The sequence below is a fragment of the Aeromonas sp. MR7 genome, assembly GCF_963899385.1.
Taxonomy (GTDB): Bacteria; Pseudomonadota; Gammaproteobacteria; order Enterobacterales; family Aeromonadaceae; genus Aeromonas; species Aeromonas bestiarum.
Genome location: NZ_CAWQXH010000011.1, coordinates 24047 through 48425, shown reverse-complemented (window position 1 = coordinate 48425; position 24379 = coordinate 24047). Strand labels below are relative to the sequence as shown.

The window sequence follows — 24379 nt, the reverse complement described above, 5'->3', positions numbered from 1 at the left end:
TGGCGTGGCTTTACAGCATGCCACAACCCGGTCGAAGGCGACACCCGACCGTGAGTGAGCAGGCCAGGTGAAGATCAGTAGTCGCTCTCGCTGGCGGGCCAGCCCAGCTCGGCAAACAGCTGCAAGACGTCCGGCCCCAGCGGCGCCTGGATCCGCAGCGGGACTTTGAGGATCGGGTGCTCGAAACTGAGTCTGCGGGCCACCAGCAGCAGGCGTTCGCACCCCAGCTGCTCGCGAAAGAAGCGGTTGTGGCGGCCATCACCATGGCTGGTATCCCCCACTATGGGGTGGAACAGGTGGGCCAGATGGCGGCGCAGCTGATGCTTGCGACCGGTTTTCGGGAACAGCCTGACCAGGCTGTAACGACTGGTGGGGTGCTTCTTGGAAACCGCATGGGGCAACTCGACCTGGTGCAGGCGATGAAATGCGGTGACCGCCTCCTGAGCCGGACGATCCGGGGAGCTCATGGCATCGGCTATCTTGTCCAGCTGCTCCTTGAGGGGGTAATCGATCACCCCCTGTTCCGGGGCCCAGCCCCGCACCAGCGCCAGATACTCCTTGTGCACCCGACGGGCGGCAAACGCCTCGGTCAGGGTGCGGGCAACCGCAGGATCGAGCGCAAACAGCAGTACGCCCGAGGTAGGGCGATCGAGGCGATGCACGGGGTAGACGTGGCGGCCGCCGATGAGATCCCGGGTCATCTGCATGGCGAAGCGGGTCTCGGCCTTGTCGAGCCAGCTGCGGTGCACCAGCAGGCCCGACGGCTTGTTGACCGCCACCAGCCAGTCATCCTGATAGAGAAGAGTCAGCTTCATCACGCCGCCGTCTTTAGTACGGCAACCATTGGGGCTACCGCCAGCCGGCGTTTCCTTCTGATAGGGCAGGGTCAGTTGCAAGGCGTTCTCTTCCTTTGCCTGCTCACTCATCATTGCTCAACCACTTTGCCGGAGAGCAGCAGATCGAAGCGGGCGATCAACCGCAGCAGGGCTTCCACGTCGGCCAGCTCTTCTTTGTAGACTTCACTCGCCATGGGATAGAGGGAGACGCTGGTGGGCAGCGGCGCTTGCAGCATGACCAGTTGCTCCATGCGCGGGATCAGCACGAACTGCAGCCACTGATCGAAGCTCAGGGTATCGACACAGAACGGCAGCTCGCTCGCCAGGGCCTCTTCACCCGGATGCTCATCTTGCCAGCGCTCCAGGCGCTGCAACTCGGCGGTGAGTTCACCCAACAGGCCGGCTACCAGCAAATATTGATTCATCTCGTCGTCCTCTTGCTCATGACCACATACCGGTCAGCCTCCCCGGTAAAACGGGCACAGGCTGGCCGGGCTCATCAAAAAAGGGCGCTACTATACACCGTCCCCCTCCCCCTCTGCCATGTTCCATTGGCAGGCTGGACGCAGAGCCGAGCCCCCACAGGCTATCTGATGCAACCGCTTTATACAGATTGACCCGCAGCGCCCTTCTCAGCTTGTAACAAACCCCCTTGGCACCCCCACTGACTACCTGATGCAACCGCTTTATACAGCTTGACCCGCTGCGCCTGTAATAAAGCGCTCTTGGTACCCCTGCTGGCTATCTGATACAACCGCTTTATAATCGGCCCGCATCACCCTTAGCCGGATCACATCATGTCTACCATCAACACGCTGACCGAGTTTCTGACCCAGGCCGATACCCAGTTTCAACTGTTCGACATGGGCCGCCAGGTGCGGCCGCTGGCGAGCGATACCTTCGTGCGCATCGAGCAGCAGCAAGAACCCTATCCCTGGCCCCTGCAACAGCACGCCTGGCTCGGCGTCCATTTCTTCCAGCCGGCGGAGTCCAGACACTATCTCTGGTTCCTCAAGTTTGCGCTCGATGAGCGCGGTCTGCTCATCGGCAGCGGCCCCAAGCTCTTCATGGATCAGGTGGTCGAGACCCTGGGCTACAAGCTGACCGGCGATCTGGATGAAGAGAAGGCCCAGCGACTGGCCGACAACCCCTACACCTTCCGCCCGGCCGAGGCCAAGATGGCCAGCCTGCATGCCAAGCTGGCCCGCCAGCTGGAACAGGCCCCTTCCGCCTACTACGACGCCCTGTGCCACTATCTGGCGGCACCAGGTGATGAAGGCTGGCAGGCGCTGGGCCTGCAAGGCTTTGCCGACATGGCCGAGCGGCTGCAGGACGAGCGCAATCTGGCGCTGGTGTGCAAGGCGTTGCCAAGGCTGCCCCAGGCGCCGCTCTACGCCCTCTGCCAGAGCCTGGAAAATGTCCCGCTACCACCGGCCATGCAGGGTGCCCTGTTCGAGCGCATCGGCAAGGAGCAGGAGAGCGCCGAGCCCAACCCGGAAACCCTGGCCTACCTGTGCCGGGCGCTGGCCACTTGCAACGGCAATGCCATGCGCACCAACAAGCTGCTGACCCTGCTGCAAACCCAGCCGAGCCCGGCCCTGCTGCTGGCCATCGCCGGTCGCCTCTGGCCCGATCTGAAGGAGCCGAGCCTGCTCGGCCTGTTCCTGGAGCAGCTGGCGCTGCAACCGACCCAGTTCTTCAATCAGGTGTTTGCCGAACTGGTGACCCTGCCGGCCCTGCGCGATGATATGCTGGCCAGATTGCGGGATCCGGCGCGCAGCGATGCGCTCGGTCAGGCCATAGGCCGTCTGTTTGCCGCGGCGTAACATCTGATGGAATAACGGCCGGGTGGCTCGCCACTCGGTCCACACAAGGCCACATCACAAGGAAGGAGCCCTCGATGGGTGAAATGCTCGGTATCTTGCTGCTTATCCTCATCGGCGCTGCCTTCTGGCATCAGCGCCGCCAGGCCGAACTCGCCTGGCAATACATGCGCCGCTACTGCCAGCATCACGATCTGCAATTGCTGTCGCTGGCGCGCAGCCACCGTGCGCTGGCCCATCAGCCACTGCGACTGTTGACCTACTACGAGTTTGAATTTTCCAGCGATGGCGAGAGCCACTATCAGGGACAGTTGCGCATGCAGGGACTGCACATAGTCGGCGTCGATCTGCCACCCCATCGCATGCCATCCCAGTAAGCCAGCCAGCGCGACTCCCGCTGGCCCCAGACCACCTCAGGCCAGCTACCCCGCATCGTGCCCATGCCATCGCAATAGCAAGCCGGCACGGATCCGGGCCTATAATTTTCAGGAATGTCCCCTGGGAGAGATGAGATGGAATTCCTGACCCACGACCTGTCCGCCCTGTTTGCCCAGCTGGGTCTGGCCAACGACGAGCTGAACCTGCACCGCTTCATTCACGAACACAGGCTGGACAATCAGACCCTGCTGCCCGAGGCCGCTTTCTGGACCCAGTCCCAGGCCAACTTCCTGCGCGATGCGCTCTGGGATGATTCGGACTGGTCGGAAGCCATCGATCAGCTGGATGTGCTGCTGCGCCAGACCGATTGAGCCTCCTCCTCTCGCCAGCCCGCTTTCCAGACGAAGGCGGTTTGGTTAAGCTCTGTGCCCCGTCCAGCCCGTATCACCGTCATCCTGCGCAGGAGCCCCCATGTCCGCCCAAGAGATCATCCGCATTGCCAACGAACTGGCCGCGAAGGGGATCGCCCCCTCCACCGCCATGGTCAAGGCTCGCCTCAGCCAGCCCGTGCCCATGGCCGAGCTGCTGAAAGTGCTGAGCCAGTGGAAACAGCAACCCCAGCCCACAGAATCATCCGAGGCCACCACGCCTGTGGTTGCCAAGCCCGAGCTGGCGGCCGATGCCGTCAGCCTGCAGCAGTTGAGCGAGCAGCTCAACCGGCTCGAGCAGAAGGTCGATCGCCTGACCGCCCTGCTGCTTCAACGCCAGCCGGACTGAGCCCCCATGTACATTCTCGAACTCAGCTTTGAATGCTATCGCGATACCTCCCTCGGTGAGGCCGAGCGGGCCATAGTCAACTATCTGGACATGCTGCGCTATCAGGGCCAGATCCTTGGCCGGGAGTTTCCCACCAGCATGCAGCAGGGGCAGTTCATCAGCCGGGTGGTCTGCCCCGAGCAGGACAGCCTGCACCCGGACAACCAGAGCGAACAGGTGGCACTGGCTGAACAGCAGCTCAATCAGGCGGGACTGCTCGCGCCAAAACTCCAGCTGCAAGGGGTGGATCTGCTCTCCGACAGCACGGATCCTTGCGGCCATACCGACGAGCGGCCAAGCTGGATGCTGCTCTACACCAGCTTCCTGCACACCTGCTCGCCACTGCGCTGTGGCGACCACTTCGCCCCCATACCGCTCTACCGGCTGCCGGCCATCGCCAACGGCGACCACAAGCAGATCATCAAGTGGCAAGAGGATTGGGAGGCGTGTGATCAGCTGCAGATGAACGGCTCCATCGCCGAACACGCGGCATTGCACGAAATCGGTGAGGTAGGCAGCCGTCTGCAACGCCGTGGCAGCGATCTCGGCAAGCGGCTGGAGGCCCTGAGCGGCATTCCTACCTATTACTACCTCTATCGGGTCGGCGGGCTGAGCGCCGCCGAAGAGAAGGCTCGCCCCTGCCCCGGCTGTGGCGGTGAATGGGCGCTAACCGAACCGCTGCACGAGATCTTCGACTTCAAGTGCGATCCCTGCCGGCTGGTCTCCAACCTCTCCTGGGACTTCAAGGACTAGGTGCCACGCCAGCCGTGATAAAGGGACAATGAAAAAGAGCCTTGCCACACGGCAAGGCTCTTTTCGTTCGGGTTTGTGCAAGGTCCCTTATTGCGGCAATGTCTCCAGCCGCGCAAGAAAATCGGGCAGGGAGGGCGCCAGCGCCAGACGGCGACCCGAGTCGAGCCACTCCAGCCACACCTGACCACTCTCGTTATCAAGGGAAATAAGCGTCATCTCGTTGCGGGTGGTAGCGATGAAGATAGATGGCGCACGCTTCAACTTGCGCAGCATCAGCAGGTGGCCGATGAGGTTCTCCCTCAGCAGGTCCAGATCCGCCTCGTTCCACGGCAGGATCAACTCAAGGCGCAACCCCTTGTAGGAACAAGGGATGGGGCGGCTGAACCAGTGGCCAAACAGGGCAAGGGCAGCGGGATGCAGCACCAGCTCCAGCGCATCGGCCATGGCCGTGAAGTCTGCGGGCTCACTGCGCTGCTGCGGACGCCAGGCGACCCGTCCCTCTCTGGGCTCATCCAGCTCGCAAGGGGAGCGCCAGTCAGCCTCCCATTCACACAGGGGCAGTCCCCGCCTTGCCTCGCCATCACGCTGCCAGCGTAAAAAAAAGTGTTCCAGGGCAGACAAGACTTGATCCGACATCGAAATTCCCCACAATTGCTGCCAAAGTCCGCTATTGCACCATCAAAGCCGTGAGCAGACAAGGTGAAGCGCGAGACGTCGCCACTGGGTGGCTATTCTCCCGCAACGCCGACCTGGGGCAAGGGCCCCAGCCGCTGCCAGCGCAATGGCCCATTCAACGTCCGGATCATCAAACACATGAGCAAACAAGAGAGATACGCAGGTGCCAGCGCCTTGCAGGGGCTGAGCCTGGGCCAGCAGTCCGCCTACATCAGCCAGTACAGCCCGGCCCTGCTGCAACCGGTACCGCGCAGCCTGAACCGCGACGACCTCGGCCTGACCGGCACGCTGCCGTTCCTGGGTTGTGACATCTGGACCCTGTACGAGCTCTCCTGGCTCAATGCCAAAGGCAAGCCCATGGTGGCCGTCGGCGAGGTCTCAGTCCCGGCGACCAGCGCCAACCTCATCGAATCCAAGTCGTTCAAGCTCTACCTCAACTCCTTCAACCAGACCCGTTGCGACTCGCTGGAAACGGTACAGGCGCTGCTGGTCAAGGATCTGAGTGCCTGCGCCGGCAGCGATGTGAGCGTCACCCTGTTCCCGCTGACCCAGGCGCCCCACCACATTGCGACCCTGCCGGGGGAGTGCATCGACGAGCAAGACATAGAGGTGGACTGCTACGAGTTCGATGCCGAGCTGCTGCAGGGGGCAGCGAGCAACGAGGAGGTGGAAGAGACACTGCACAGCCACCTGCTCAAGTCCAACTGTCTGGTGACCAGCCAGCCGGACTGGGGATCCGTGGTGATCCACTATCGCGGCCCGCGCCTCGATCGGGAAAAACTGCTGCGCTACCTCATCTCGTTTCGCCAGCACAACGAGTTCCACGAGCAGTGCATTGAGCGGATCTTCACCGATCTCAAGCACTTCTGTCGCCCGAGCCAGCTGACCGTCTATGCCCGCTATACCCGCCGTGGCGGACTGGATATCAACCCGTTCCGCAGCGACTGGGAAGTTCCCCCCGCCAACCTGCGCCTTATCCGCCAGTAAACGCCGGGCGCAGTTGACGGGAAGGAGCCTGGATACCGAGCCCCTCCTCTATCTCTGCCAGTAAACGTCGAACGCGGCAGACAGGAAGGGCTTGATACCAGGCCCCTTCCCCTGTCACTGCCAGTCAACGCTGGACGCGGCTGACAACAAGGGGCTTGGATACCAGACCCCGTCCCCCATCCCCGCCAGTAAACGCTGGACGGGCAGGGGGGGGCTTGGATAACATGCCCACACCCCTGTGCTGTCCTTAATCCAATGAATCAACTGTTTTTTCTGGCAATGATGATGTCCTCCCTGTCGGCTCCTGATCTGGATCTGGCCAAGGAGCAGTTGTCTATCGATCTGCAGCAGGCCCAGACCCTGGTGCTCACCGATCCTGCCAGATGTGTCCAGATCACCTCGGCCTTCCTGACACGCACAGCCAATAATCCCAAGCAAATCATCAGCAATCGCCAGGAGTACGGCTATCGCGAGCCATTGCTGAGCTATGGCACGGCCGCCCAGGCCACAGGTGCTCACCTGCTCAAGGGGGAGTGCCTGCTGCAACTGGGCCAGTTCCAGGCGGCACAGAAGTCGCTCGATCAGGGCATCGCCATGGCCGCCAAGGAGCAGCAACTGGAGTTGCAGGCTCACGGCCTCTATCTCAAGATCCGCAGCCAGAATCTGCAGGATCACTCCCATGGCTCCAGCGCCGGCCTGCTCGGCCAGCTGGAGACCCTGCTCAGCAATCCCAGCCTCAAAGAGAGCCAGCTGCAGGTCTACAGCCGCTTGCTGCGCACCAACGCCAGCATAGAGGCGCACCAGTTCGACGAGGCCAAACGCCAGCTGGCCGAGGCTAGGCGCTGGGCGAACAAGACCAAGGAGCCGCTGGCCAGCGCCTGGGTCAGCGCGGTGAGCGGCGATCTCTACCATGCCCTCAGGCAGCCCCAGCTCTCGCTCGGTGACTACATAGACGCCCAGCAACAGGCCAGGGGACTGCAGGATCCCCTCTTCCTCGGGCTGCTGTCGAACCAGATAGTGAACCTCTATCAGGCGGAGCAGGAGCCACAGAAGGCGCTGCAATACGCCAATGAGGCCGCCAACTACTTCCATGCCCTCGGCAACCCCTCCCTGCTCAGCGATGCGCTGATCGTGCTCGCCCGCCTCAACCGGGATCAGGGCGAGATGAACATGGCGCTGGTCTACTTCTTCAATGCGCTGGATCTGCTGGACGAGGGCAACAATCGCACCCGCATCGCCAATCTCAAGTACGAGATAGGCAAGACCTATCTGCAAACCGGCAACCTGACCCTGGCCCGCAACTACCTTACTGCGGCCCGCCAGTCCCACGAGCTGGGCGACGACAAGGAGCCGCTGATCGACACCCTGCTGCTGCTGGGTGAGCTGCACCTCAAGCAGAAGGAGGGCGGCATCGCCATCCTGCAGCTGGAAAACGCGCTCGCGCTGGCCAACCAGATCGGCGATGCCCAGCGCCAGTTCGAGATCTTCCGGCTGCTCTCTGTGGCCTACGAACAGAAGGGCTACCTCAAGCAGGCGCTGGACAGCTACAAGAATTTCCACCAGCGCAGCGAGCAGGTGCGCCAGCAGCAGGTCGATCTGGAGCAGGAGGCGATCCGCGACAACTATGTCCAGGTGGAGCGGGAGCAGCAGATCAAGGAGCTGGAACAACAGCTCGATACCAGCCGGCATCAGCAGGATCGCTACCTCTGGTCGAGCGTCATCACGGGCCTGCTGCTGACCCTGTTCATCTATCTGTTCTTCACCCTCTGGCTCAAGCTCAGGGTCGCCCGCCTGCAAGGCAAGCAGCTGGGTGAGGCCATCTTGATCGAGCCGCGCACCGGCCTTGCCAACTGGCAGCGGCTGATGAGCCGCTGGCCGCGCGAGATGGCCAGACGCCAGCAAAAATCAGAACGCTGGTATCTGAGCGAGCTGCCCACCAGCGAATTTGACGACAAGCTGCACTATCTGCTGTTTCGGGTGCCCTTCCTGGTCAACAGCCTGGAGCAGCACGGCTATCAGGTGAGCCGCGAGATAGAGCAGGCCTTCGGCAGCTATGTCAACGGGCTGACGCCGCAGGATGGGCGCATCTACGATCTGCGTGAAGGCCACCTGCTCTACGTGGTGCCCCAGCGCCATGTGGAAGACCTGCACCGGCTGGCCCAGGATCTGCTCGCGGCCTTTGCCGCCTTCCCCTGCCAGCACCCGCTGGATCGCCACATCAGCCTCGGCATCGTCAGCCACCCCTTCCTGCCCAAGGCGGCGACCGCCCTCGATCACCACGGCCTGTTCGATCTCTGTTATCTGGCACTGGCCGGAGCCATTCAGCTCAGTGAAAAACACCAGCAAAGTGTCTGGCTGGAGCTGGCCGCCATCGATTGCCAACAGGCCGCGTTTTTTAATGGGGATGTGTGGCAATGCTGCTTGATGGCAATTGACAAGGGACTGGTAAAAGTAAATTCTTCTCATGAAAAGCAATGGGTTAATTGGCTTCGACTTTCACGGACGAAAGCGCCGGATGACCAATGACGATATAGATAATCAACTGGGTCTGGAACTGGGTTCGACCGCCGTTGCTATCCAACACAAAAACGATAATGACAACAGGGCGACCTGAATAATGAATGATATCGCTGCCGTAGCAGGACAATTGGCCAGACTCAGGGAATCCCTTCAGCAAAAGCAGCTGGAGCTCGACGGCATCGTCTCTTTCTCCGACACCGAGCGCGCCCGCAACATCCAGTTCATCGGCAAGTTGATGCAGGCCTGTCGCGGCCACGATCGCGAGCTGGACAACAAGCTCGCCAAGCTCAAGCAAAAACTCGATGGCAATCCGCCGCTCTCCGCCCTCGACGCCGATCTCGCCGTCATCGAGAAGCTGTTGCAGCAGCACGGCAACGCGCTGGAAGAGTCCATCACCCTGACCAAGTCCGCCATCGACCTTGGCTCCAAGCAGCTCAAGTCCATCAAGGGCTTCCCGGAGGATACCCGCAAGTCCCTCAAGGAGTTTCTGGCGAGCCCGGATGGCTATGGCATAGGCGATCATCAGAAGAAGGTGATCCGGCTGCTGGAGTTCTACCAGCAGGCCATCAAGATCCAGCTGCTGCCGACCCAGCCCCTGCTGGCGCAGGCCCCCGTTGCCAGCACGCCGGCCGTGGCCATAGCCGAGCTCTCGTCCCCCGAGCCAACCATCCCGTTTGATGCCAAGACCCACGCCCACATAGCCGACGAGTTGCAGCGGCTCATCACCGAGCTGGACTTTGCCGGTGCCGTCGGCGAGAGCCTGGCGGATATCCGTCGCCAGCTGCTGAGTGGCATCACGCCGCCGCTGCTGGCCGAGATCTGCCTGCAGATCATCGAGCTCATCATAGAGGGCACCCGCGAGGAGCGAAAATCCTCCCAGGCGTTTCTCAGCACCCTCAACGAGAGCCTCTCGGCTGTGCATTTCAGCTTCACCGAATCCCTCGACGAGGGGCGCGCCCTGCAAAGCGCCACCCAGGATACCCGTCAGGCCATCGACAAGGAGCTGAAGGCCATCGATCATACCCTGGCCAGCCACGACTCCCTCGATGAGCTCAAGGGCGCCATCTCGGGCCACATGGGGGCCATCAACCTGCTGTTGCAGGACAGGGAAGCCATGGCCGCCCGCGAGCGCCACCTGCTCACCCGCCTCTCCACCATGGAGGCCAAGCTGCGGCTGATGAAGGAGGAGACCGCCGAATACAAGAAGCGCCTTACCATCCAGAAGCACAAGCTGTTCCTCGACAGCCTGACCCAGGTGCACAACCGGGCGGCCCTCGACGAGCGGCTCGAACTCGAATACAAGCGCTGGTTGCGCTACAGCACGCCGCTGTGCCTGGCCATCATCGACATAGATCACTTCAAGAACATCAACGACAACTACGGCCACATGGCCGGTGACAAGGCGTTGAAGGTGGTTGCCAAGGCGCTGCAGGGGGCTCTGCGTGACACCGACTTCATCGCCCGCTTCGGTGGTGAGGAGTTCGTGGTGCTGCTGCCGAACATCAACCCGGACAAGTACCAGAAGCCGCTGGAGACCCTGCGTCAGACCATCAAGAGCATTCCGTTCCGTTTTCGCGATGCCAGGGTCGAGATCACCATCTCCATCGGTGCCACCCTGTTCCGGGAAGGGGATCACACCACGGATGCGTTCGAGCGGGCCGACAAGGCGCTCTACAGCTCCAAGAACTCGGGCCGGGATCAGGTCAACCTGGCCTGATGGCAGGCTAAAAAAGCAGCAAACGCACTTCTCCCCTATTCCCCTGCCCCACCGCTTACATCTACTATCAAATTCAAGGGATGCCACAGGGCATCCCGTTTTCTCCCCAGGGAAAAGCACAACGATAACAAGCGAGTGAAAGGGGAACCTATGATTACGCATATCAATCCTGTCGGCAGCATGGACTTGCTGTCACAACTCGAGGTGGATCGCCTCAAACAAACAGCCTCCAGCGATATCTATCAACTGTTTCGCAACTGCTCGCTGGCAGTGCTCAACTCAGGTAGCCATACCGACAGCTCCAAAGAGATACTGGAGCGCTTCAAATCCTTTGATATTCATGTGATCCGGCGCGAGCGCGGGGTCAAACTCGAACTGTTCAATGCCCCCGAACACGCCTTTGTGGATGGCGAGATCATCCGCGGCATTCAGGAGCACCTCTTCTCCGTGCTGCGCGACATCCTCTATGTCTCGACCCAGCTGGAGTCGAACCGGCTGGTCAACCTGACCAGCTCCACCCACATCTCCAACGTGGTATTCGCCATACTGCGCAACGCCAAGGCGATCCTGCCGGGCGCGGATCCCAACCTGGTGGTCTGCTGGGGCGGCCACTCCATCAACGAGATCGAGTACCAGTACACCCGCGCGGTGGGCAGCGAGCTGGGGCTGCGCGAGCTCAACATCTGCACCGGCTGCGGCCCGGGTGCCATGGAAGGGCCCATGAAGGGTGCCGCCGTCGGCCACGCCAAGCAGCGGGTGCGCAACGGCCGTTACATAGGCCTGACCGAGCCGTCCATCATAGCCGCCGAGCCGCCCAACCCTATCGTCAACGAGCTGGTGATACTGCCGGACATAGAGAAGCGGCTGGAGGCCTTCGTCCGTCTGGGCCACGGCATCATCATATTCCCGGGCGGAGTCGGCACAGCCGAAGAGCTGCTCTACCTGCTTGGCATCATGATGCACCCGGCCAACGAGCGGCAGCCCATGCCGATCATCCTGACCGGTCCGAAGGAGAGCGCCGATTACTTCCGCGCCATCGATGACTTCGTCAAGGCGACCCTGGGCGAGCCTGCCACCAGCCTCTACCGGATCATCGTCGGCGATGCGCCGGAAGTGGCCCGGGTGATGAAGGAGGCGATGCCCAAGATCCGCGAATATCGCAAGTCGGTCGGCGATGCCTACTCCTTCAACTGGTCCCTCAAGATCGAGCCCGAGTTCCAGCTGCCGTTCGAGCCGGATCACGCCAACATGGCCAGCCTGGATCTGCACCGCAACCAGCCGCCCCAGCTGCTGGCGGCGAACCTGCGCCGAGCCTTCTCCGGCATAGTCGCCGGCAACGTCAAGGAAGGGGGCATTCGCGCCATCGAGAAGAAGGGTCCCTTCAAGCTGCACGGCGACAAGGAGCTGATGCACCTGATGGACAAGCTGCTGGAGAGCTTCGTCAAGCAGCAACGGATGAAGCTGCCGGGCAGCCAGTACGTGCCCTGTTACGAGATAGTGCGCTAAGGCTGGCATCGCGATACGAAAATAGGGGGCGCATTGGCGCCCCTTTTTTACCGGCCTCTGGCCCGCAAATGCCATCAATCCCCCATCAGGCCGGCCTGTTTGTTACAATGGCGCGTCTCGACCGCCAAGAGTGTCCCATGTCAACTATCAGGCCGCACCTGCTCATCATAGATGCCCTCAACCTCATCCGTCGTCTGCATGCGGTGCAAGCCCAGCAGGCGCTGACCCCGGCCCAGGCGCTGATCGCCACCCGTGCCAACCTCATCAACACCTGCCGCAAGCTGCTGGCCGGCAGCGAGCCGACCCACGCCATAGCGGTATTTGACGGCGAGGTGCACAGCTGGCGCAAAGAGGTCTATCCGGCCTACAAGGAGGGGCGAACCCCCATGCCGGTCGAGCTGCGCGAAGGCTTGAACAGCTTGCAGGATGCGTTCTGGGAGTGCGGCGTGGATGCCCTGCTCTCCCAGACCGACGAGGCGGATGACCTGATCGCCACCCTGGCCACCGGCATTGCCCAGCACGGGGCCAGGGCCACCATCATCTCCACCGACAAGGGATTTTGTCAGCTTATCTGCCCGCAGATCCAGATCCGCGACTACTTCAACAAGCGCTGGCTGGATGCCGCCTTCGTCGAGCAGCAATACGGGGTGGCGCCGGCGCAACTGGTGGATTTCTGGGCCCTGACCGGCATAGCTGGCTCCAACATCAAGGGGGTGCCCGGCATAGGCCCCAAGACAGCGACCCAGTTGCTGCAACAACATGGCAGCTTGTCGGCCCTGCTCGCAGCCTGCCAGCAGGAGGGTGCCGGCAAACCCTTGCTCAAGCTACGCCAGCACCAGGATGAGGCCCTTCTGGCCCAGCGGCTGGTGCAGCTGCAGCGGGACATTCCGCTGGGGTTCAACCTGCGGGAGATACGCTATCCTCCTGTGCCAGACAGCGAGGCCTGACGGGCCTCCACCATGCTCCAGCAATCCTGCCAATCATGACGGGACTCACCCTTGCTGTTGACAAAAGCAGATAGAATGTAAAGAAACATGGAGGGTTAGGTGTAGAAATGGTATAAAACGGCCGAATCCTCCCCCTCTGTTCCCTAGAAGTGGATACCTCTCATGTCAAAAAGAAAAATTACCGTCATCCCGGGCGACGGCATTGGCCCCAGCATCATAGAATCCGCCATCCAGATCCTGACCCACGCCGGTTGTGACTTCGAATACGAATATGCGGATGCCGGTCTGGTCGCGCTGGAGAAGCACGGCGAGCTGCTGCCCCAGGCCACCCTGGATCTGATCGAGAAGAACAAGGTCAGCCTGAAAGGCCCGCTCACCACCCCGGTCGGCGGTGGCTTCACCTCCATCAATGTCTCCCTGCGCAAGAAATTCAACCTCTACGCCAACGTCCGCCCCGTCATCTCCTTCAAGGGCACTCGCAGCCGTTACGACAACATCGACATCATCACGGTACGGGAGAACACCGAGGGCATGTACTCGGGCGCTGGCCAGAAGCGCAGCGATGACAACCAGAGCGCCGAGGCGATGAGCATCATCACCCGCGATGGAGCCGAACGCATCGTCAAGTTCGCCTTCGAGCTGGCCCGTCAGGAAGGGCGCAAGAAGGTCACCATCATCCACAAGGCCAACATCCTCAAGTCCACCTCGGGCCTGTTCCTGGAAGTGGCCCGTGAAGTGGCGGCCCGCTATCCGGATATCCAGAGCGAGGAGATGATCGTCGATGCCGCCTGCATGAACCTGGTGATGTACCCGGAGCGGTTCGACGTCATGGTCACCACCAACCTGTTCGGCGACATCCTCTCGGATCTGTGCGCCGGTCTGGTGGGTGGCCTCGGCATGGCGCCGGGCGCCAACATAGGGGATGGCGCCGCCATCTTCGAAGCGGTGCACGGTTCGGCACCGGATATCGCGGGCAAGAACATCGCCAACCCGACCTCGGTGATCCTCGCCTCCATCCAGATGCTGGAATATCTGGGCATGCAGGACAAGGCTGAACGCATCCGGGAAGCGGTGCGCGCCACCATAGAATCCGGCGATCGGGTCACCCGGGATCTGGGGGGCACGGCCTCCACCAGCGAGTTCACCCAGTCCATCATAGAACGGCTGTAATCTAGTCTAATGTATTGATTTTAAAGGGGAGCCTCGGCTCCCTTTGTTTTATCTCGCGGCGCGCTATCCCCCTCATCGATTGGCTACTATGTTCAATAGATAAGGGATAAGGAGATCCATTATGCGCGCTATTTTCAGCCTGCTGCTCATCAGCAGCAGTGTCATGGCAGTAGACAGACCGGTCGACAATGCCTGGAAAGAACTACCGGCATCCGGCACCCAGCAAGCCAGCCAGGTCTGGCGCTCCACCATGGATACCAACGAGCTGCTCAAGGCGCCCAAACCGCTCTCCTTCGGGGTGGACATAGTGACCGACAGCAATGGTAACAGCCAGGTCACCCCCTATCAGAAGCTGAACCTGACCGCCGAGAAGAGCGTGAGTCTCTCCTTCGAGCAGCACAAACCCAGGATCAAGTTCAAGGCCGGTGGCATGAACACTTCCATCAAGTTGCGCGGCAACGGGGTCAAGCTGGAGTTCAGCCCGACCGATCGATCCATCCCCCTCGACATAGAGCTCAAGCTCACCGACGGCGAGTCCTCCCTGCGCTTCGACTATCGCTTCTAGGCCTGCATAAACGACAGGACCGACAGCATCTCTGCTGTCGGTCCTGTTTTCCGTTCACGGCAAGGCGCCGGACGTCAGTCCTTGGCTTCCAGCTTGGAGACCCAGTACTTGTTGTAGACGTGTACCGTGATCTCTTCGCGATCGTGGTAGAGCTGCTTGGCCTGGATGACAAAGGCGTTGTCGATCTCCTTGAGCAGGCCGCGCAACACCTCTATGTTGTGCACAGCTTCGGCGTAACGCTTCTTCATCGGCAGCTTGAGGTTGAACACCGCCTCCTGGCAGTCGTTCTCGCGGAACCAGTCGGCAATCATGTGAACAACCCGTGCCGGCTTCTCTACCATGTCGCACACCAGCCAGTAGATGTTCTTCTTGCTGGGACGCCACACAAAACCGTCGTCACGCAGGTGCTTCACCTGGCCTGTATCCATCAGGGAGGGGGCCATGGTGCCGTTATCCACCGCGGTCACCATCATGCCGCGACGCACCAGCTGATGCGTCCAGCCACCCGGGCAGGCACCCAGATCGACCGCCTTCATGCCGGAGGTGAGACGCAGGTCCCACTCTTCCCGTGGCACGAACACGTAGAAGGCCTCTTCCAGCTTGAGGCTGGAGCGGCTCGGGGCATCCGGCGGGCAGCGCAGACGCGGGATGCCCATGTGGAATTCGGAGTTGTTGAACGAGTAGGAGTAACCGATCAGCAGGTGATCGTTGGCCATGAAGAAGGCGTGGAACACCGGACGGTGCGGCGTCTCCTTCTTGGTCAGCAACTCGTTGCTGCGCAGCGCCTGACGAAGCGGCACTGTGAACTTGCGGCAGAAGGCCGACAGCTCTTTCGCCTCGTTGGTGTCGGCTGTCTCCACCCGCAGATCGCCGCAGATGGTATAGCTGGCGGCCGCCTCCAGGATGGGAGAGATCCGGTCGGAGAGATCCAGATCCTTCAGCTCATGGGTCACCACCAGCATCTGGCGGATGAAGATGAGCTCCTTGAACGGCAGCTTGCGGGCCAGCAGATCGGCCTGCTCCTCGTCATACAGCTCGAATATCACATAACCGCTGTCGTCCTTGACCCGGGCGAAACCGTAACACTGCATGTTACTGGCACGTTCGGTGATCTCTGCCGCCGCCTCTTTCTCAAAACCGGGGCGGCAATAAAGCAGCAGATTATTCATTTTTTCCTCCAAGACGACAGCCAGCCCATATCAGAGCCGCCCATCCCAACATAAAACAGAGGCCACCGGCCGGGGTAATGAGCCCCAGCCCCTTGCTGCCGAGCAGCACCATGGCGTAAATACTGCCGGAAAATCCGAGGATCCCCAGCACAAATGCGAAGCCCGCAAAGGTGATCACCTTGCTGCGCACACCGCACCAACCCAGCACCAGCAGGGCCAGTGCGTGAAAAAACTGATATTGCACGGCTGTGTTGAACGCCGCCAGCAGCGAAGGCGTGATGCCGCTCGCCGCCAGGCCGTGGGCACCGTAGGCCCCCAGCAGGGTGGCCGTCAGGCCAAACAGGCCCGCCAGCACCAACCAATGCCGCTGAAACTCTCGCTGGATCTGCATCCTTGGCTCCTCCTTGTCTCGCTCACCAGCGTCAGGCCTCAGCCCGAGTGGCAGCGATAAAGCTCTTTATCCGATCGGCCGCCTGTTGCAGGTTCTCCTGCTCGCTCACCCCACTCGCCTTTCGCGGTTTGAAGCCATGGTCACCATCGGTCAGCCAGTGGACCGATACGTGGGGTGAGAAGGGAAAATCTGCCAGTTCGGCGCGCGTGCCGAAGGTATCGCGCTCCCCTTGCAACAGCAGGGTCGGCGTCTTGATCTGCTTGAGCACTTCGCCCCGCCAGCTGTCGGGCTTGGCCGGGGGGTGGAAAGGATACCCGAGAATGAGCAATCCTGCAGCATTCATCTCGTCCTCTCCTTCGCGATACAGCTCTGCCGCCATGCGTCCCCCCATGGACTTGCCCGCCAGAAACAGTCTTGGGTGGGCAAACTCGCGGGTCATCTGACGCCAATGGTCGAGCAACACGGGCGCTCTGTCCGGCGGCCTGCGCTTGCCATCCTGAGCCCGCTTGCTCATGTAGGGGAAGTTGAAACGCACCACCTCGATATCGGTGCCCGCCAGCAGGCGTGACAGCTCGGCGAGAAAGGCGTGTTCCATGCCGGCACCGGCGCCGTGGGCCAGCAAAATGCGAACGGGGGCATCGCTTGCCCCCTCCCTTATCACCTCAGTCATGACGTCCTCTCTCACGCAATCACCTCAGTGCCTCATGCATCGGCGAGCCGTGCCCGGCGACGGGCCTCCTCCTGCTCCACCAGCTCCAGCATCCAGTCGCGAAAGGCCACTATCTTGCCCTGATCCGACTGCTGCTCCTGGCACACCAGGTAGAAGGCGTTCTTGCTCACCAGCACCTGTTCGAACGGGCAGATGAGCCGGCCCGCTTCGATCTCGGGCTGGGCCAGCACGCTGTGGCCGAGCGCCACCCCCTGACCGTGGATCGCCGCCTGGATCACCATGGTCGAGTGGCTGAAGATGGGCCCCTGATTGACGTTGGGGGCATCTATGTCGAGCTGGCGAAACCAGGCCTTCCAGTCACGGCGGGAGGTATCGTGCAGCAGGGTATGACGGGTCAGATCATCCGGGGTGCGCAGCGGCTTGGGGCCGGTCAGCAGCAGCGGCGAACAGACGGGGATCAGGTATTCGGTGTGCAGCTTGTCGGATCTCAGCCCGGGCCAGTTGCCACGGCCGTAGTAGATGGCCACGTCCACATCGTCGGTCAGCGACCCCTCGTCCATGTCCACCGCCTTGATCCGCACATCTATGTCCGGATGGCGTTCGCTGAACTTCACCAGCCTGGGCACCAGCCACTGGATGGCAAAACTCGGCTGCAGAGAGACGGTGAGCGCCCCCTTGGCGCTGCGGGCCAGCAGCTTGTCGGTCGCCTCCGAGATGGAGCTGAAGATGTCCTTGATGTCGAGGAAGTAGCCCTGCCCCTCTTCGGTCAGCAGCAGCGAGCGGTTCTTGCGGCGAAACAGCTTGATGCCGAGATACTCCTCCAGCGCCTTGATCTGGTGACTGATGGCAGCCTGGGTCACGAACAGTTCTTCCGCAGCCCGGGTGAAGCTTAAGTGACGAGCCGCGGCTTCGAATGCTTTCAGTGCATTGAGCGGGGGTAAACGACGAGACATGAGACCAGCCGACGATGAGTTTTTCTAATGGGCCGCATTATAATTTGTCGGTTGCGGGCCGACCAGTGAATAAACATAATTCGCTTCGCAATCCGTTGTCATATGGCTCACTTTTTCTCTTCCATGTTGGTTTACATGTGATTTTTGTGAGTCAGTGGTCTGCGATTGTGGTGTTGTGTTTCTTCCTCTGCGGGAAGAGGGGCTTAAATCGGACCGATTTAACCCAGTCTGTCATCTGAATGTGTTTGGCGCCTCCGGTTGGATGGCGCCTTTTTTCTTATCCCTATACCTTGAACTGCCCCACCAGCTGCTGCTGTTTGTCCGCCAGCACCGACAACTCGCGCCCGTTTTCGGCGGAGGTCGCCGCCTCGGCCCGTATGGTGTGGCTCACATCGCGAATGTTGCTGACGTTGCGATTGATCTCGTCCGCCACCCCGCTCTGCTCCTGCGCCGCCCGGGCAATCTGCTCGTTCATCTGATGTATGGTCGCCACCGCATGGATGATCTGCTCCAGCACGCTGACCGACAGATCCACCTTTGTCAGCGTCACATCCGCCTGGCTGTGGCCCGTCATGATCGCCTTGACCACGGCCTGGGTACCGGATTGCAACTGCCCTATGAGGGTCTGGATCTCGACGATGGCGTTCTGGGTACGCCCCGCCAGATTGCGCACCTCGTCGGCCACCACGGCGAAGCCACGGCCCTGCTCACCAGCCCGCGCCGCCTCGATGGCCGCGTTCAGCGCCAGCAGGTTGGTCTGCTCGGCGATCCCCTGGATCACCACCAGGATGTCGTTGATGTTCTCGCTGTTGGCGGAGAGCCGCTCCACCACCGGCTTGGCGTCGCTGATCACCGCCATCAGCTTGCGCATCGCCTCCTGGGTATCGGCCACCACGTACTTGCCCTCCTGCGCCGAGGTATCGGCCTGGTTGGCTGCCGCCACCGCCGAGTTGGCGTTGCCCGCCACCTGCAGCGCGGTGGCGCTGAGCTCTTCGAAGGCGGTCGCCACCAGATCCACCTCCTGATACTGGGCCTGCATGCCGGCGCTGGTGCGCTCGGCAACCTGGGCCGCCTGCTCAGCGCTGGCGCGGGTGCCGGCGACCGTGTCTATCACCTGACTGATGGTGGTCTGCAACTTGTTGAGGAAGCTGTTGAACCACTTGGCCAGCTCACCAATCTCGTCATCGCGATGCAAGTCGATGCGCTGGGTCAGGTCCCCCTCCCCGGTGGCTATGTCCTTGAGGCGGGCCACCACAGCGCGGATGGGCGCCACTATCTGATGAGCCATCAGCCAGATGCAGAGCAGCCCGATCGCCGAGATCACGCCGCCTATCACCAGCTGGGTGACCACGCTGCGATTGGCCTGGCTGGAGAGATCCTCTTGCAACTGACGGGCCGAGGCCAGCACCACACTGCGAGGCAGCTCGATATAGATGCCCCATGTTTGCGCCGTGCCACGCATCCTGACCGGCACGAAGGTTTGCAGCAAAGAACCGTCCGGGCTCCAGCGGGTCATGGTCTGCCCCTGGCCGAGCCAGCCGGTCAGATCGCCGGCCAGCGCCTGGTATTGCTGGCCCAGCGGGCTGCCCAGGGTCACGTCAAAACCATCCACCCCGGCGGCGCGCCCTTCGTGACTGACCAGCAGCACCTTGCCCTGACCGTCATAGAGCGCCTGATCCATCTCTTTGACCAGGTTTTGCAAGGTGGCCAACGAGATATCGACCCCGACCATGCCAAGCAGGGTCTCCTGCTCCAGCAGGGGGACTGTCACCGAGGTCATCAGCACCTTCTGCGACCCCACATCGTCGAGATAAGGTTCGAGCAGACAGAGCGCCTTGCTGCGGATGCTGCAGCGATACCATTCGTTCTCCACCCCGCCGGCCGCCGTCGGACTCTCGTCCGCCAGCACGGATTCGTTTTGCACCTCGGGTTCTATCTTGCCGTCGACCCGGGCCCAATAGGTGGAGAAGCGCCCCTTGTCGTTGGCCCCAAGCGCACTTGAGCCATGGTAGTTGCTGTCTTCCCCGTCGAGCTGATCCGGCTCGAACACCGCATAGACACCGAGCAGATTGGCCGAGGAGGCCGCCGCATCGTGCAGTTGCTGATTGACGGCGCCACGCAGTGTCTCGGAGGAGCCGAAGTTGTCGGCCGCATTCTTGCGCTGGAACAGGATCCCCTGCGCCAGCAGGGTGGTGCGGAAATAAGCTTCATCCAGATAACTGGTGACCTTGGCCGCCTGCTCGGATCCCATCGCCTTCATCCAGTTTTCGGCCGAACGCTGCGCCTCCTCAGTGGTGGAGGTCAGCACCTGATCCTGCATCCGGGCGGCGCTATAGAGAGAAGAGGCGACCAGGGCACCGGCACTGGCCAACAAACAACAACCGGCGATCAGGGTAATGCGCCCCTGAACAGAAAGAGAACTCATGCCACCATTCCTAACTTCGTACAGATGTGCTCAGTGTATCGGTTTTGGAAACAAAAACTTAACCTATCAGGCGAAATCCAGGCTGAGCTGGTTAACTTCTCCGTCACGGGGCAGCCCGACCACCAGCCCGAGCAACCGGATCGGCTTGCCCTGTGCCCGCAGCAGCCCCTCATGGAGCAGATCGTGAAACAGCTCGGGCTGATAACCGCCACGACGATAGACTGTGGTCTGCTGAAAATCGGCAAACTTGAGCTTGATCCCCTGCCCCATCAGCGCCTCTGCCGGGCAAGCCTTGGCAAAGCGCAGCTCCAGCTCGGGAATGAGCTGGCTCAGCACCTGCCAGCAGGCGGCCTCATCCAGCACGTCGCTGGCCAGCGTAGTCTCCACGCCTATGGTCTTGCGCACCCGCTGGGCCTGCACGGGCTGATCGTCATGGCCCCAGATCCGCCCCGTCAGCATCTCTCCCAGCTTGCCGAATCGGGCGATCAGCTCCTCGCTGCTGAGCACTCTCGCATCCTCGCAGGAGTAAAGCCCCTGGGACTCCAGCCGATCGGCCGTCTTGCGCCCAATCCCCGGCAGCTTGGCCAACGGCAGCTGGCGCACGAACTCATCCACCTCATTCGGCTTTATCACGAACAGGCCGTCGGGCTTGCGCTGCTCCGAGGCCAGCTTGGCCAGAAACTTGTTCGGTGCCACCCCGGCCGAGGCGGTCAACCCGAGCTCGGTCACTATGGCGTGACGGATCTCGGCCGCCATCAGGGTGGCACTGCCGCCACAGCAGGGGCTGTCGGTGACGTCGAGATAGGCTTCGTCGAGGGAAAGCGGCTCCACCAGCTCGGTGTAGCGCAGGAAGATGGCACGCAGCTGGCGGGAGATCTCCTTGTAGAGCGCCATCCGGCCGGGGATGAGCACCAGCGGCGGGCAGAGCTTCTTGGCCAGGCCGCTCGGCATGGCGGAACGCACCCCGAAACGGCGCGCCACATAGTTGCAGGTCGAGATGACGCCGCGCCTGTCTGCCGAGCCGCCGATGGCCAGCGGCACCTCGCGCAGGGCCGGATTGTCCCGCATCTCTACCGCCGCGTAGAAGCAGTCCATGTCGATGTGAATGATTTTGCGCATACCACTGTACGGATAAACAGGTAACCTGCCTATGCTAACCCAGCGCTGCCGTTTCTGCCATCGGCATGAAGCGACGAACAGGCATAGACTCTTAAGGCACCATTCACCACCCCATGGGTCAAGGAGGACGAGATGAAAGCACTCTGGCTGGGATTAGGGCTGGGGTTCTGCCTGCTGTCGCAGCCTGGCAGCAGCAAGGACAACCCGACTGCCGAATGCAGCTGGCTGTATGACCGCATAGCGGCACTGGAAAAGGCCATCAAGCAGGGTGACGAGCTGGGAACACGGGAAGAACTGGCGCGCTGGCAGGCAGAGTTCAACAAGAAAGCCTGTCGCCAATACGACTACTGAGCACACCGCCATAAAAAAGCGGGCTGACCACAAGGTCAGCCCGCCTGTTATCCAGCATGGGTCCGAATACGACTTCGGCCCCCGACCCGCTCAGATGATCCGGTTGTCGATCAGCATCTTGCGACGGGCCTCTTCCTTGGCCATCTTCTTCTTGCGGTTGTCACAGGGCTCCGGACAATCGCACTCTTTCTCGATGCCGATCGTGCCCAGCCCACCGCAGGAACCTGAGATGGTCTTCTTCTGGAAGATGTAACCTATGGCCATGGCCACCACGACCGCCAGAAACACCCCGAAGGTGATCAAGAAAATCTGCATGCTACTGCCTCTTACTTTCTAACCAGATACTGTTTGAAGGCATCTGAATACGCCTCTTCAAAGCCATCGGCCGTCTTGGTGATCACGAAGATAGCCAGCCCGCGCTCCTTGGCATAGGCCAGGCTCTTCTCGGGCCCGAGCACCATGAACACGGTCGCCAGCCCGTCTGCCGTCATGCAGGAGGGGTGGATCACGGTCACCGACACCATGCGATGCTGGATGGGCTTGCCCGTCATGGGATCTATGGTGTGGGAGAAGCGCTGGCCGTCCATCTCGTAATAGTTGCGGTATTCACCCGAGGTGGCAACCCCGTTGTCACCGGCCACTATCACTTCCTGAACGGAACCGGCATTGGCGGTCGGCTTCTCGATGGCCACGCGCCAGGGGTGCCCCTTGCCGTTGACACCATTGATGCGCAGCTCACCGCCGATCTCCACCAGATAGTTGTGAGACCCCATGGCTTCCAGATACTCGGCCACCTTGTCCACCCCAAAGCCCTTGGCGATGGCGGAGAGATCCACGTAGAGATCCGGAATGTCCTTTTGCAAGGTATCGGCATCGGCGGAGGTGATCACGTGCAGATTGCCCAGACCTGTCTTCTGGCGGGTCTGGGTGATCAGCTCCTCGGACGGGATCTTGGTCGGACGTGCATCCGGCCCGAAACCCCACAGATTGACCAGGGGACCGACGGTCACGTCCAGCGCGCCGCGGCTCTCACGGCCCAGATGCAGGGATTCAGTCACCACACGCGCGGTATCGCGAGAGACCACCACTGGGGTCGAGCTGCGGTGCTGGTTGAAACGCGACAGCTCGGAGTCGGGACGATAGGTCGACATCTGGTCGTTGACCCGCTCCAGCAAGACATCGACCTCGGCCTGGAACTTGGCCGGATCCGTGATGACGTTGTCCGCCACCTTGATGGAGTAGTAGGTACCCATGGTGCTGCCGGTGATGTGGATCTCCGGCTTGGATTGGACCGTTTCCTGACCGCACCCAGTCAAGAAAAAGGCTAGCCCGAAGGCTAGCCAGGTCTTTACAACACTGTGCATTGATTAACCACCAAAGTCATCCAGCAAGATGTTTTCGTCTTCAACACCGAGGTTTTTCAGCATGTTGATGACGGCAGCGTTCATGACGGGAGGCCCGCACATGTAAAATTCACAATCTTCCGGCGCCTCGTGGTTCTTGAGATAGTTCTCGAACAAGACGTTGTGGATGAAGCCTGTGTAACCATCCCAGTTGTCTTCCGGCTGCGGATCAGACAGGGCGACGTGCCACTGGAAGTTGTCGTTCTCGGCGGCCAGCATGTCGAAGTCTTCGACATAGAACATCTCGCGCTTGGAACGGGCACCGTACCAGAAGCTCATCTTGCGATGGGTCTTCAGGCGACGCAGCTGGTCGAAGATATGGGAGCGCATCGGCGCCATACCCGCACCACCACCGATGAACACCATCTCGGCGTCTGTGTCCTTGGCGAAGAACTCGCCAAACGGACCCGAGATGGTCACCTTGTCGCCAGCCTTGAGGCTGAAGATGTAGGAGGACATCTGGCCGGGAGGCGCAGTCCAGTTGCTCGGCGGCGGAGTCGCGATCCGCACGTTCAGCATGATGATGCCGAACTCTTCCGGATAGTTGGCCATGGAATAAGCACGAATGATCGGCTCGTTGACCTTGGACTCCAGCTCGAAGATCTTGAAGCGATCCCAGTCCCCGCGATACTCCTCGGGGATATCGAAGTGCTTGTACTGCACATGGTGGGCAGGGGCTTCGATCTGGATATAACCACCGGCGCGGAACGGGACGCTCTCGCCATCGGGGATCTGCAGCTTGAGCTCCTTGATGAAGGTGGCCTTGTTGTCATTGGAGATGACGGTACAGTCCCACTTCTTCACCCCGAAGATCTCTTCCGGCAGCTCGATGTCCATGTCGCCACGCACAGTGACCTGACAGGCCAAACGCTCGCCATGACGGGCCTCGCCCTTGCTGATGTGATCCAGCTCGGTCGGCAGAATATCGCCGCCGCCGGCTTTCACCCGCACCTTGCACTGACCACAGGAGCCACCGCCACCACAGGCGGAGGAGACGAAGATACCGCTGCCGGCCAACACGCCGAGCAGCTTGCCACCCGCCGGGCTGGTGACAGCCTTGGCCGGGTCGCCGTTGATGCTGATTGTCACGTCACCGGCGGTCACCAGCTTGGACTTGGCGAACAGAATGACTGCCACCAGGGCCAGCAGGATCACGGTGAACATGACCACACCCAGAATAATTTCCATCTATATTTCCTTTCCGA

General features: G+C 61.2%; 25 protein-coding genes. 13 read left to right on the top strand and 12 right to left on the bottom strand.

Annotated features, from left to right (window positions below; all coding sequences use genetic code 11):
* Positions 1-74: 74 nt before the first annotated feature.
* Both truC and AACW87_RS05165 read right to left on the bottom strand, forming a co-directional pair.
* Complete coding sequence (gene truC, locus AACW87_RS05170) at positions 75-929, bottom strand: tRNA pseudouridine(65) synthase TruC (RefSeq protein ID WP_241324378.1); 855 nt, start codon at positions 927-929, stop codon at positions 75-77.
* A complete protein-coding gene (locus tag AACW87_RS05165; protein ID WP_042867184.1) occupies positions 926-1261 on the bottom strand; it encodes a YqcC family protein in 336 nt (111 codons plus the stop codon). The genes truC and AACW87_RS05165 overlap by 4 nt, the downstream gene beginning before the upstream one ends.
* A gap of 372 nt (positions 1262-1633) precedes the next feature.
* Here AACW87_RS05165 and AACW87_RS05160 point away from each other — a divergent pair, with 372 nt between their 5' ends.
* The 5 genes from AACW87_RS05160 (at position 1634) to AACW87_RS05140 (ending at position 4606) form a co-directional block, all read left to right on the top strand.
* Positions 1634-2662, top strand: a complete 1029-nt coding sequence (locus tag AACW87_RS05160) for a DUF3549 family protein (RefSeq protein WP_241324376.1) — start codon at positions 1634-1636, stop codon at positions 2660-2662.
* A 74-nt stretch (positions 2663-2736) separates the two neighbouring features.
* Positions 2737-3036 (top strand): DUF3301 domain-containing protein, encoded by a 300-nt coding sequence (locus AACW87_RS05155; protein ID WP_043134468.1) that lies wholly within the window; start codon positions 2737-2739, stop codon positions 3034-3036.
* Positions 3037-3171: 135 nt separating this feature from the next.
* Positions 3172-3408, top strand: coding sequence for a DUF2789 domain-containing protein (locus tag AACW87_RS05150; RefSeq protein WP_043134467.1), 237 nt, complete (start codon positions 3172-3174; stop codon positions 3406-3408).
* Between the two features lie 100 nt (positions 3409-3508).
* Positions 3509-3814, top strand: a complete 306-nt coding sequence (locus tag AACW87_RS05145) for a hypothetical protein (protein WP_241324375.1) — start codon at positions 3509-3511, stop codon at positions 3812-3814.
* Positions 3815-3820: 6 nt separating this feature from the next.
* Positions 3821-4606 (top strand): Zn-ribbon-containing protein, encoded by a 786-nt coding sequence (locus AACW87_RS05140; protein ID WP_042867179.1) that lies wholly within the window; start codon positions 3821-3823, stop codon positions 4604-4606.
* Positions 4607-4693: 87 nt separating this feature from the next.
* On the opposite strand, the gene syd is transcribed toward AACW87_RS05140, so the two are convergent.
* Positions 4694-5242 (bottom strand): SecY-interacting protein, encoded by a 549-nt coding sequence (gene syd / locus AACW87_RS05135; RefSeq protein ID WP_241324373.1) that lies wholly within the window; start codon positions 5240-5242, stop codon positions 4694-4696.
* Positions 5243-5419: 177 nt separating this feature from the next.
* Between syd and queF the strand changes: the two genes are divergently transcribed.
* The 7 genes from queF to AACW87_RS05100 all read left to right on the top strand — a co-directional run bounded on the left by queF (position 5420) and on the right by AACW87_RS05100 (position 14693).
* Positions 5420-6268: an NADPH-dependent 7-cyano-7-deazaguanine reductase QueF gene (gene queF / locus AACW87_RS05130; RefSeq protein WP_241324371.1), complete on the top strand. Its 849-nt coding sequence runs from the start codon at positions 5420-5422 to the stop codon at positions 6266-6268.
* A 255-nt stretch (positions 6269-6523) separates the two neighbouring features.
* On the top strand, positions 6524-8794 hold the full coding sequence (locus tag AACW87_RS05125) for a hypothetical protein (RefSeq protein ID WP_241324369.1): 2271 nt from the start codon (positions 6524-6526) through the stop codon (positions 8792-8794).
* Positions 8795-8885: 91 nt separating this feature from the next.
* Positions 8886-10505, top strand: coding sequence for a GGDEF domain-containing protein (locus AACW87_RS05120; RefSeq protein WP_241324368.1), 1620 nt, complete (start codon positions 8886-8888; stop codon positions 10503-10505).
* Between the two features lie 150 nt (positions 10506-10655).
* A complete protein-coding gene (gene ppnN, locus AACW87_RS05115; protein ID WP_011705076.1) occupies positions 10656-12011 on the top strand; it encodes a nucleotide 5'-monophosphate nucleosidase PpnN in 1356 nt (451 codons plus the stop codon).
* Between the two features lie 137 nt (positions 12012-12148).
* A complete protein-coding gene (gene xni, locus AACW87_RS05110) occupies positions 12149-12958 on the top strand; it encodes a flap endonuclease Xni (RefSeq protein ID WP_241324366.1) in 810 nt (269 codons plus the stop codon).
* A 162-nt stretch (positions 12959-13120) separates the two neighbouring features.
* Positions 13121-14128 (top strand): isocitrate dehydrogenase, encoded by a 1008-nt coding sequence (locus tag AACW87_RS05105; protein ID WP_241324364.1) that lies wholly within the window; start codon positions 13121-13123, stop codon positions 14126-14128.
* A gap of 121 nt (positions 14129-14249) precedes the next feature.
* Complete coding sequence (locus AACW87_RS05100) at positions 14250-14693, top strand: hypothetical protein (protein ID WP_098984775.1); 444 nt, start codon at positions 14250-14252, stop codon at positions 14691-14693.
* Positions 14694-14767: 74 nt separating this feature from the next.
* Here AACW87_RS05100 and rlmM read toward each other — a convergent pair whose 3' ends face one another.
* The 6 genes from rlmM to dinB form a co-directional block, all read right to left on the bottom strand.
* Positions 14768-15862 (bottom strand): 23S rRNA (cytidine(2498)-2'-O)-methyltransferase RlmM, encoded by a 1095-nt coding sequence (gene rlmM, locus AACW87_RS05095; RefSeq protein ID WP_043134451.1) that lies wholly within the window; start codon positions 15860-15862, stop codon positions 14768-14770.
* Positions 15855-16253 (bottom strand): DUF423 domain-containing protein, encoded by a 399-nt coding sequence (locus AACW87_RS05090; RefSeq protein WP_043134447.1) that lies wholly within the window; start codon positions 16251-16253, stop codon positions 15855-15857. Before AACW87_RS05090 ends, rlmM begins: the two co-directional genes overlap by 8 nt.
* A gap of 31 nt (positions 16254-16284) precedes the next feature.
* Positions 16285-16923 (bottom strand): alpha/beta fold hydrolase, encoded by a 639-nt coding sequence (locus tag AACW87_RS05085; protein WP_241324363.1) that lies wholly within the window; start codon positions 16921-16923, stop codon positions 16285-16287.
* Between the two features lie 32 nt (positions 16924-16955).
* The gene (locus AACW87_RS05080; protein WP_043134445.1) at positions 16956-17876 is read right to left on the bottom strand and encodes a transcriptional regulator GcvA; all 921 of its coding nucleotides are present in this window, start codon (positions 17874-17876) and stop codon (positions 16956-16958) included.
* A 283-nt stretch (positions 17877-18159) separates the two neighbouring features.
* Entirely contained in the window at positions 18160-20301 is a 2142-nt protein-coding gene (locus tag AACW87_RS05075; RefSeq protein WP_241324361.1) for a methyl-accepting chemotaxis protein, read from the bottom strand.
* 66 nt (positions 20302-20367) lie between these two features.
* The gene (dinB, locus tag AACW87_RS05070) at positions 20368-21420 is read right to left on the bottom strand and encodes a DNA polymerase IV (RefSeq protein ID WP_241324359.1); all 1053 of its coding nucleotides are present in this window, start codon (positions 21418-21420) and stop codon (positions 20368-20370) included.
* 132 nt (positions 21421-21552) lie between these two features.
* Between dinB and AACW87_RS05065 the strand changes: the two genes are divergently transcribed.
* Positions 21553-21771, top strand: a complete 219-nt coding sequence (locus tag AACW87_RS05065) for a hypothetical protein (RefSeq protein ID WP_098984779.1) — start codon at positions 21553-21555, stop codon at positions 21769-21771.
* A gap of 90 nt (positions 21772-21861) precedes the next feature.
* On the opposite strand, the gene nqrM is transcribed toward AACW87_RS05065, so the two are convergent.
* The 3 genes from nqrM to nqrF are packed head-to-tail and all read right to left on the bottom strand — an operon-like array spanning position 21862 to position 24362.
* Complete coding sequence (gene nqrM / locus AACW87_RS05060) at positions 21862-22086, bottom strand: (Na+)-NQR maturation NqrM (protein ID WP_042867164.1); 225 nt, start codon at positions 22084-22086, stop codon at positions 21862-21864.
* Positions 22087-22097: 11 nt separating this feature from the next.
* On the bottom strand, positions 22098-23135 hold the full coding sequence (locus AACW87_RS05055) for an FAD:protein FMN transferase (protein ID WP_043554759.1): 1038 nt from the start codon (positions 23133-23135) through the stop codon (positions 22098-22100).
* A gap of 3 nt (positions 23136-23138) precedes the next feature.
* Positions 23139-24362, bottom strand: coding sequence for an NADH:ubiquinone reductase (Na(+)-transporting) subunit F (nqrF, locus tag AACW87_RS05050; protein WP_043134436.1), 1224 nt, complete (start codon positions 24360-24362; stop codon positions 23139-23141).
* Positions 24363-24379 lie beyond the last annotated feature (17 nt).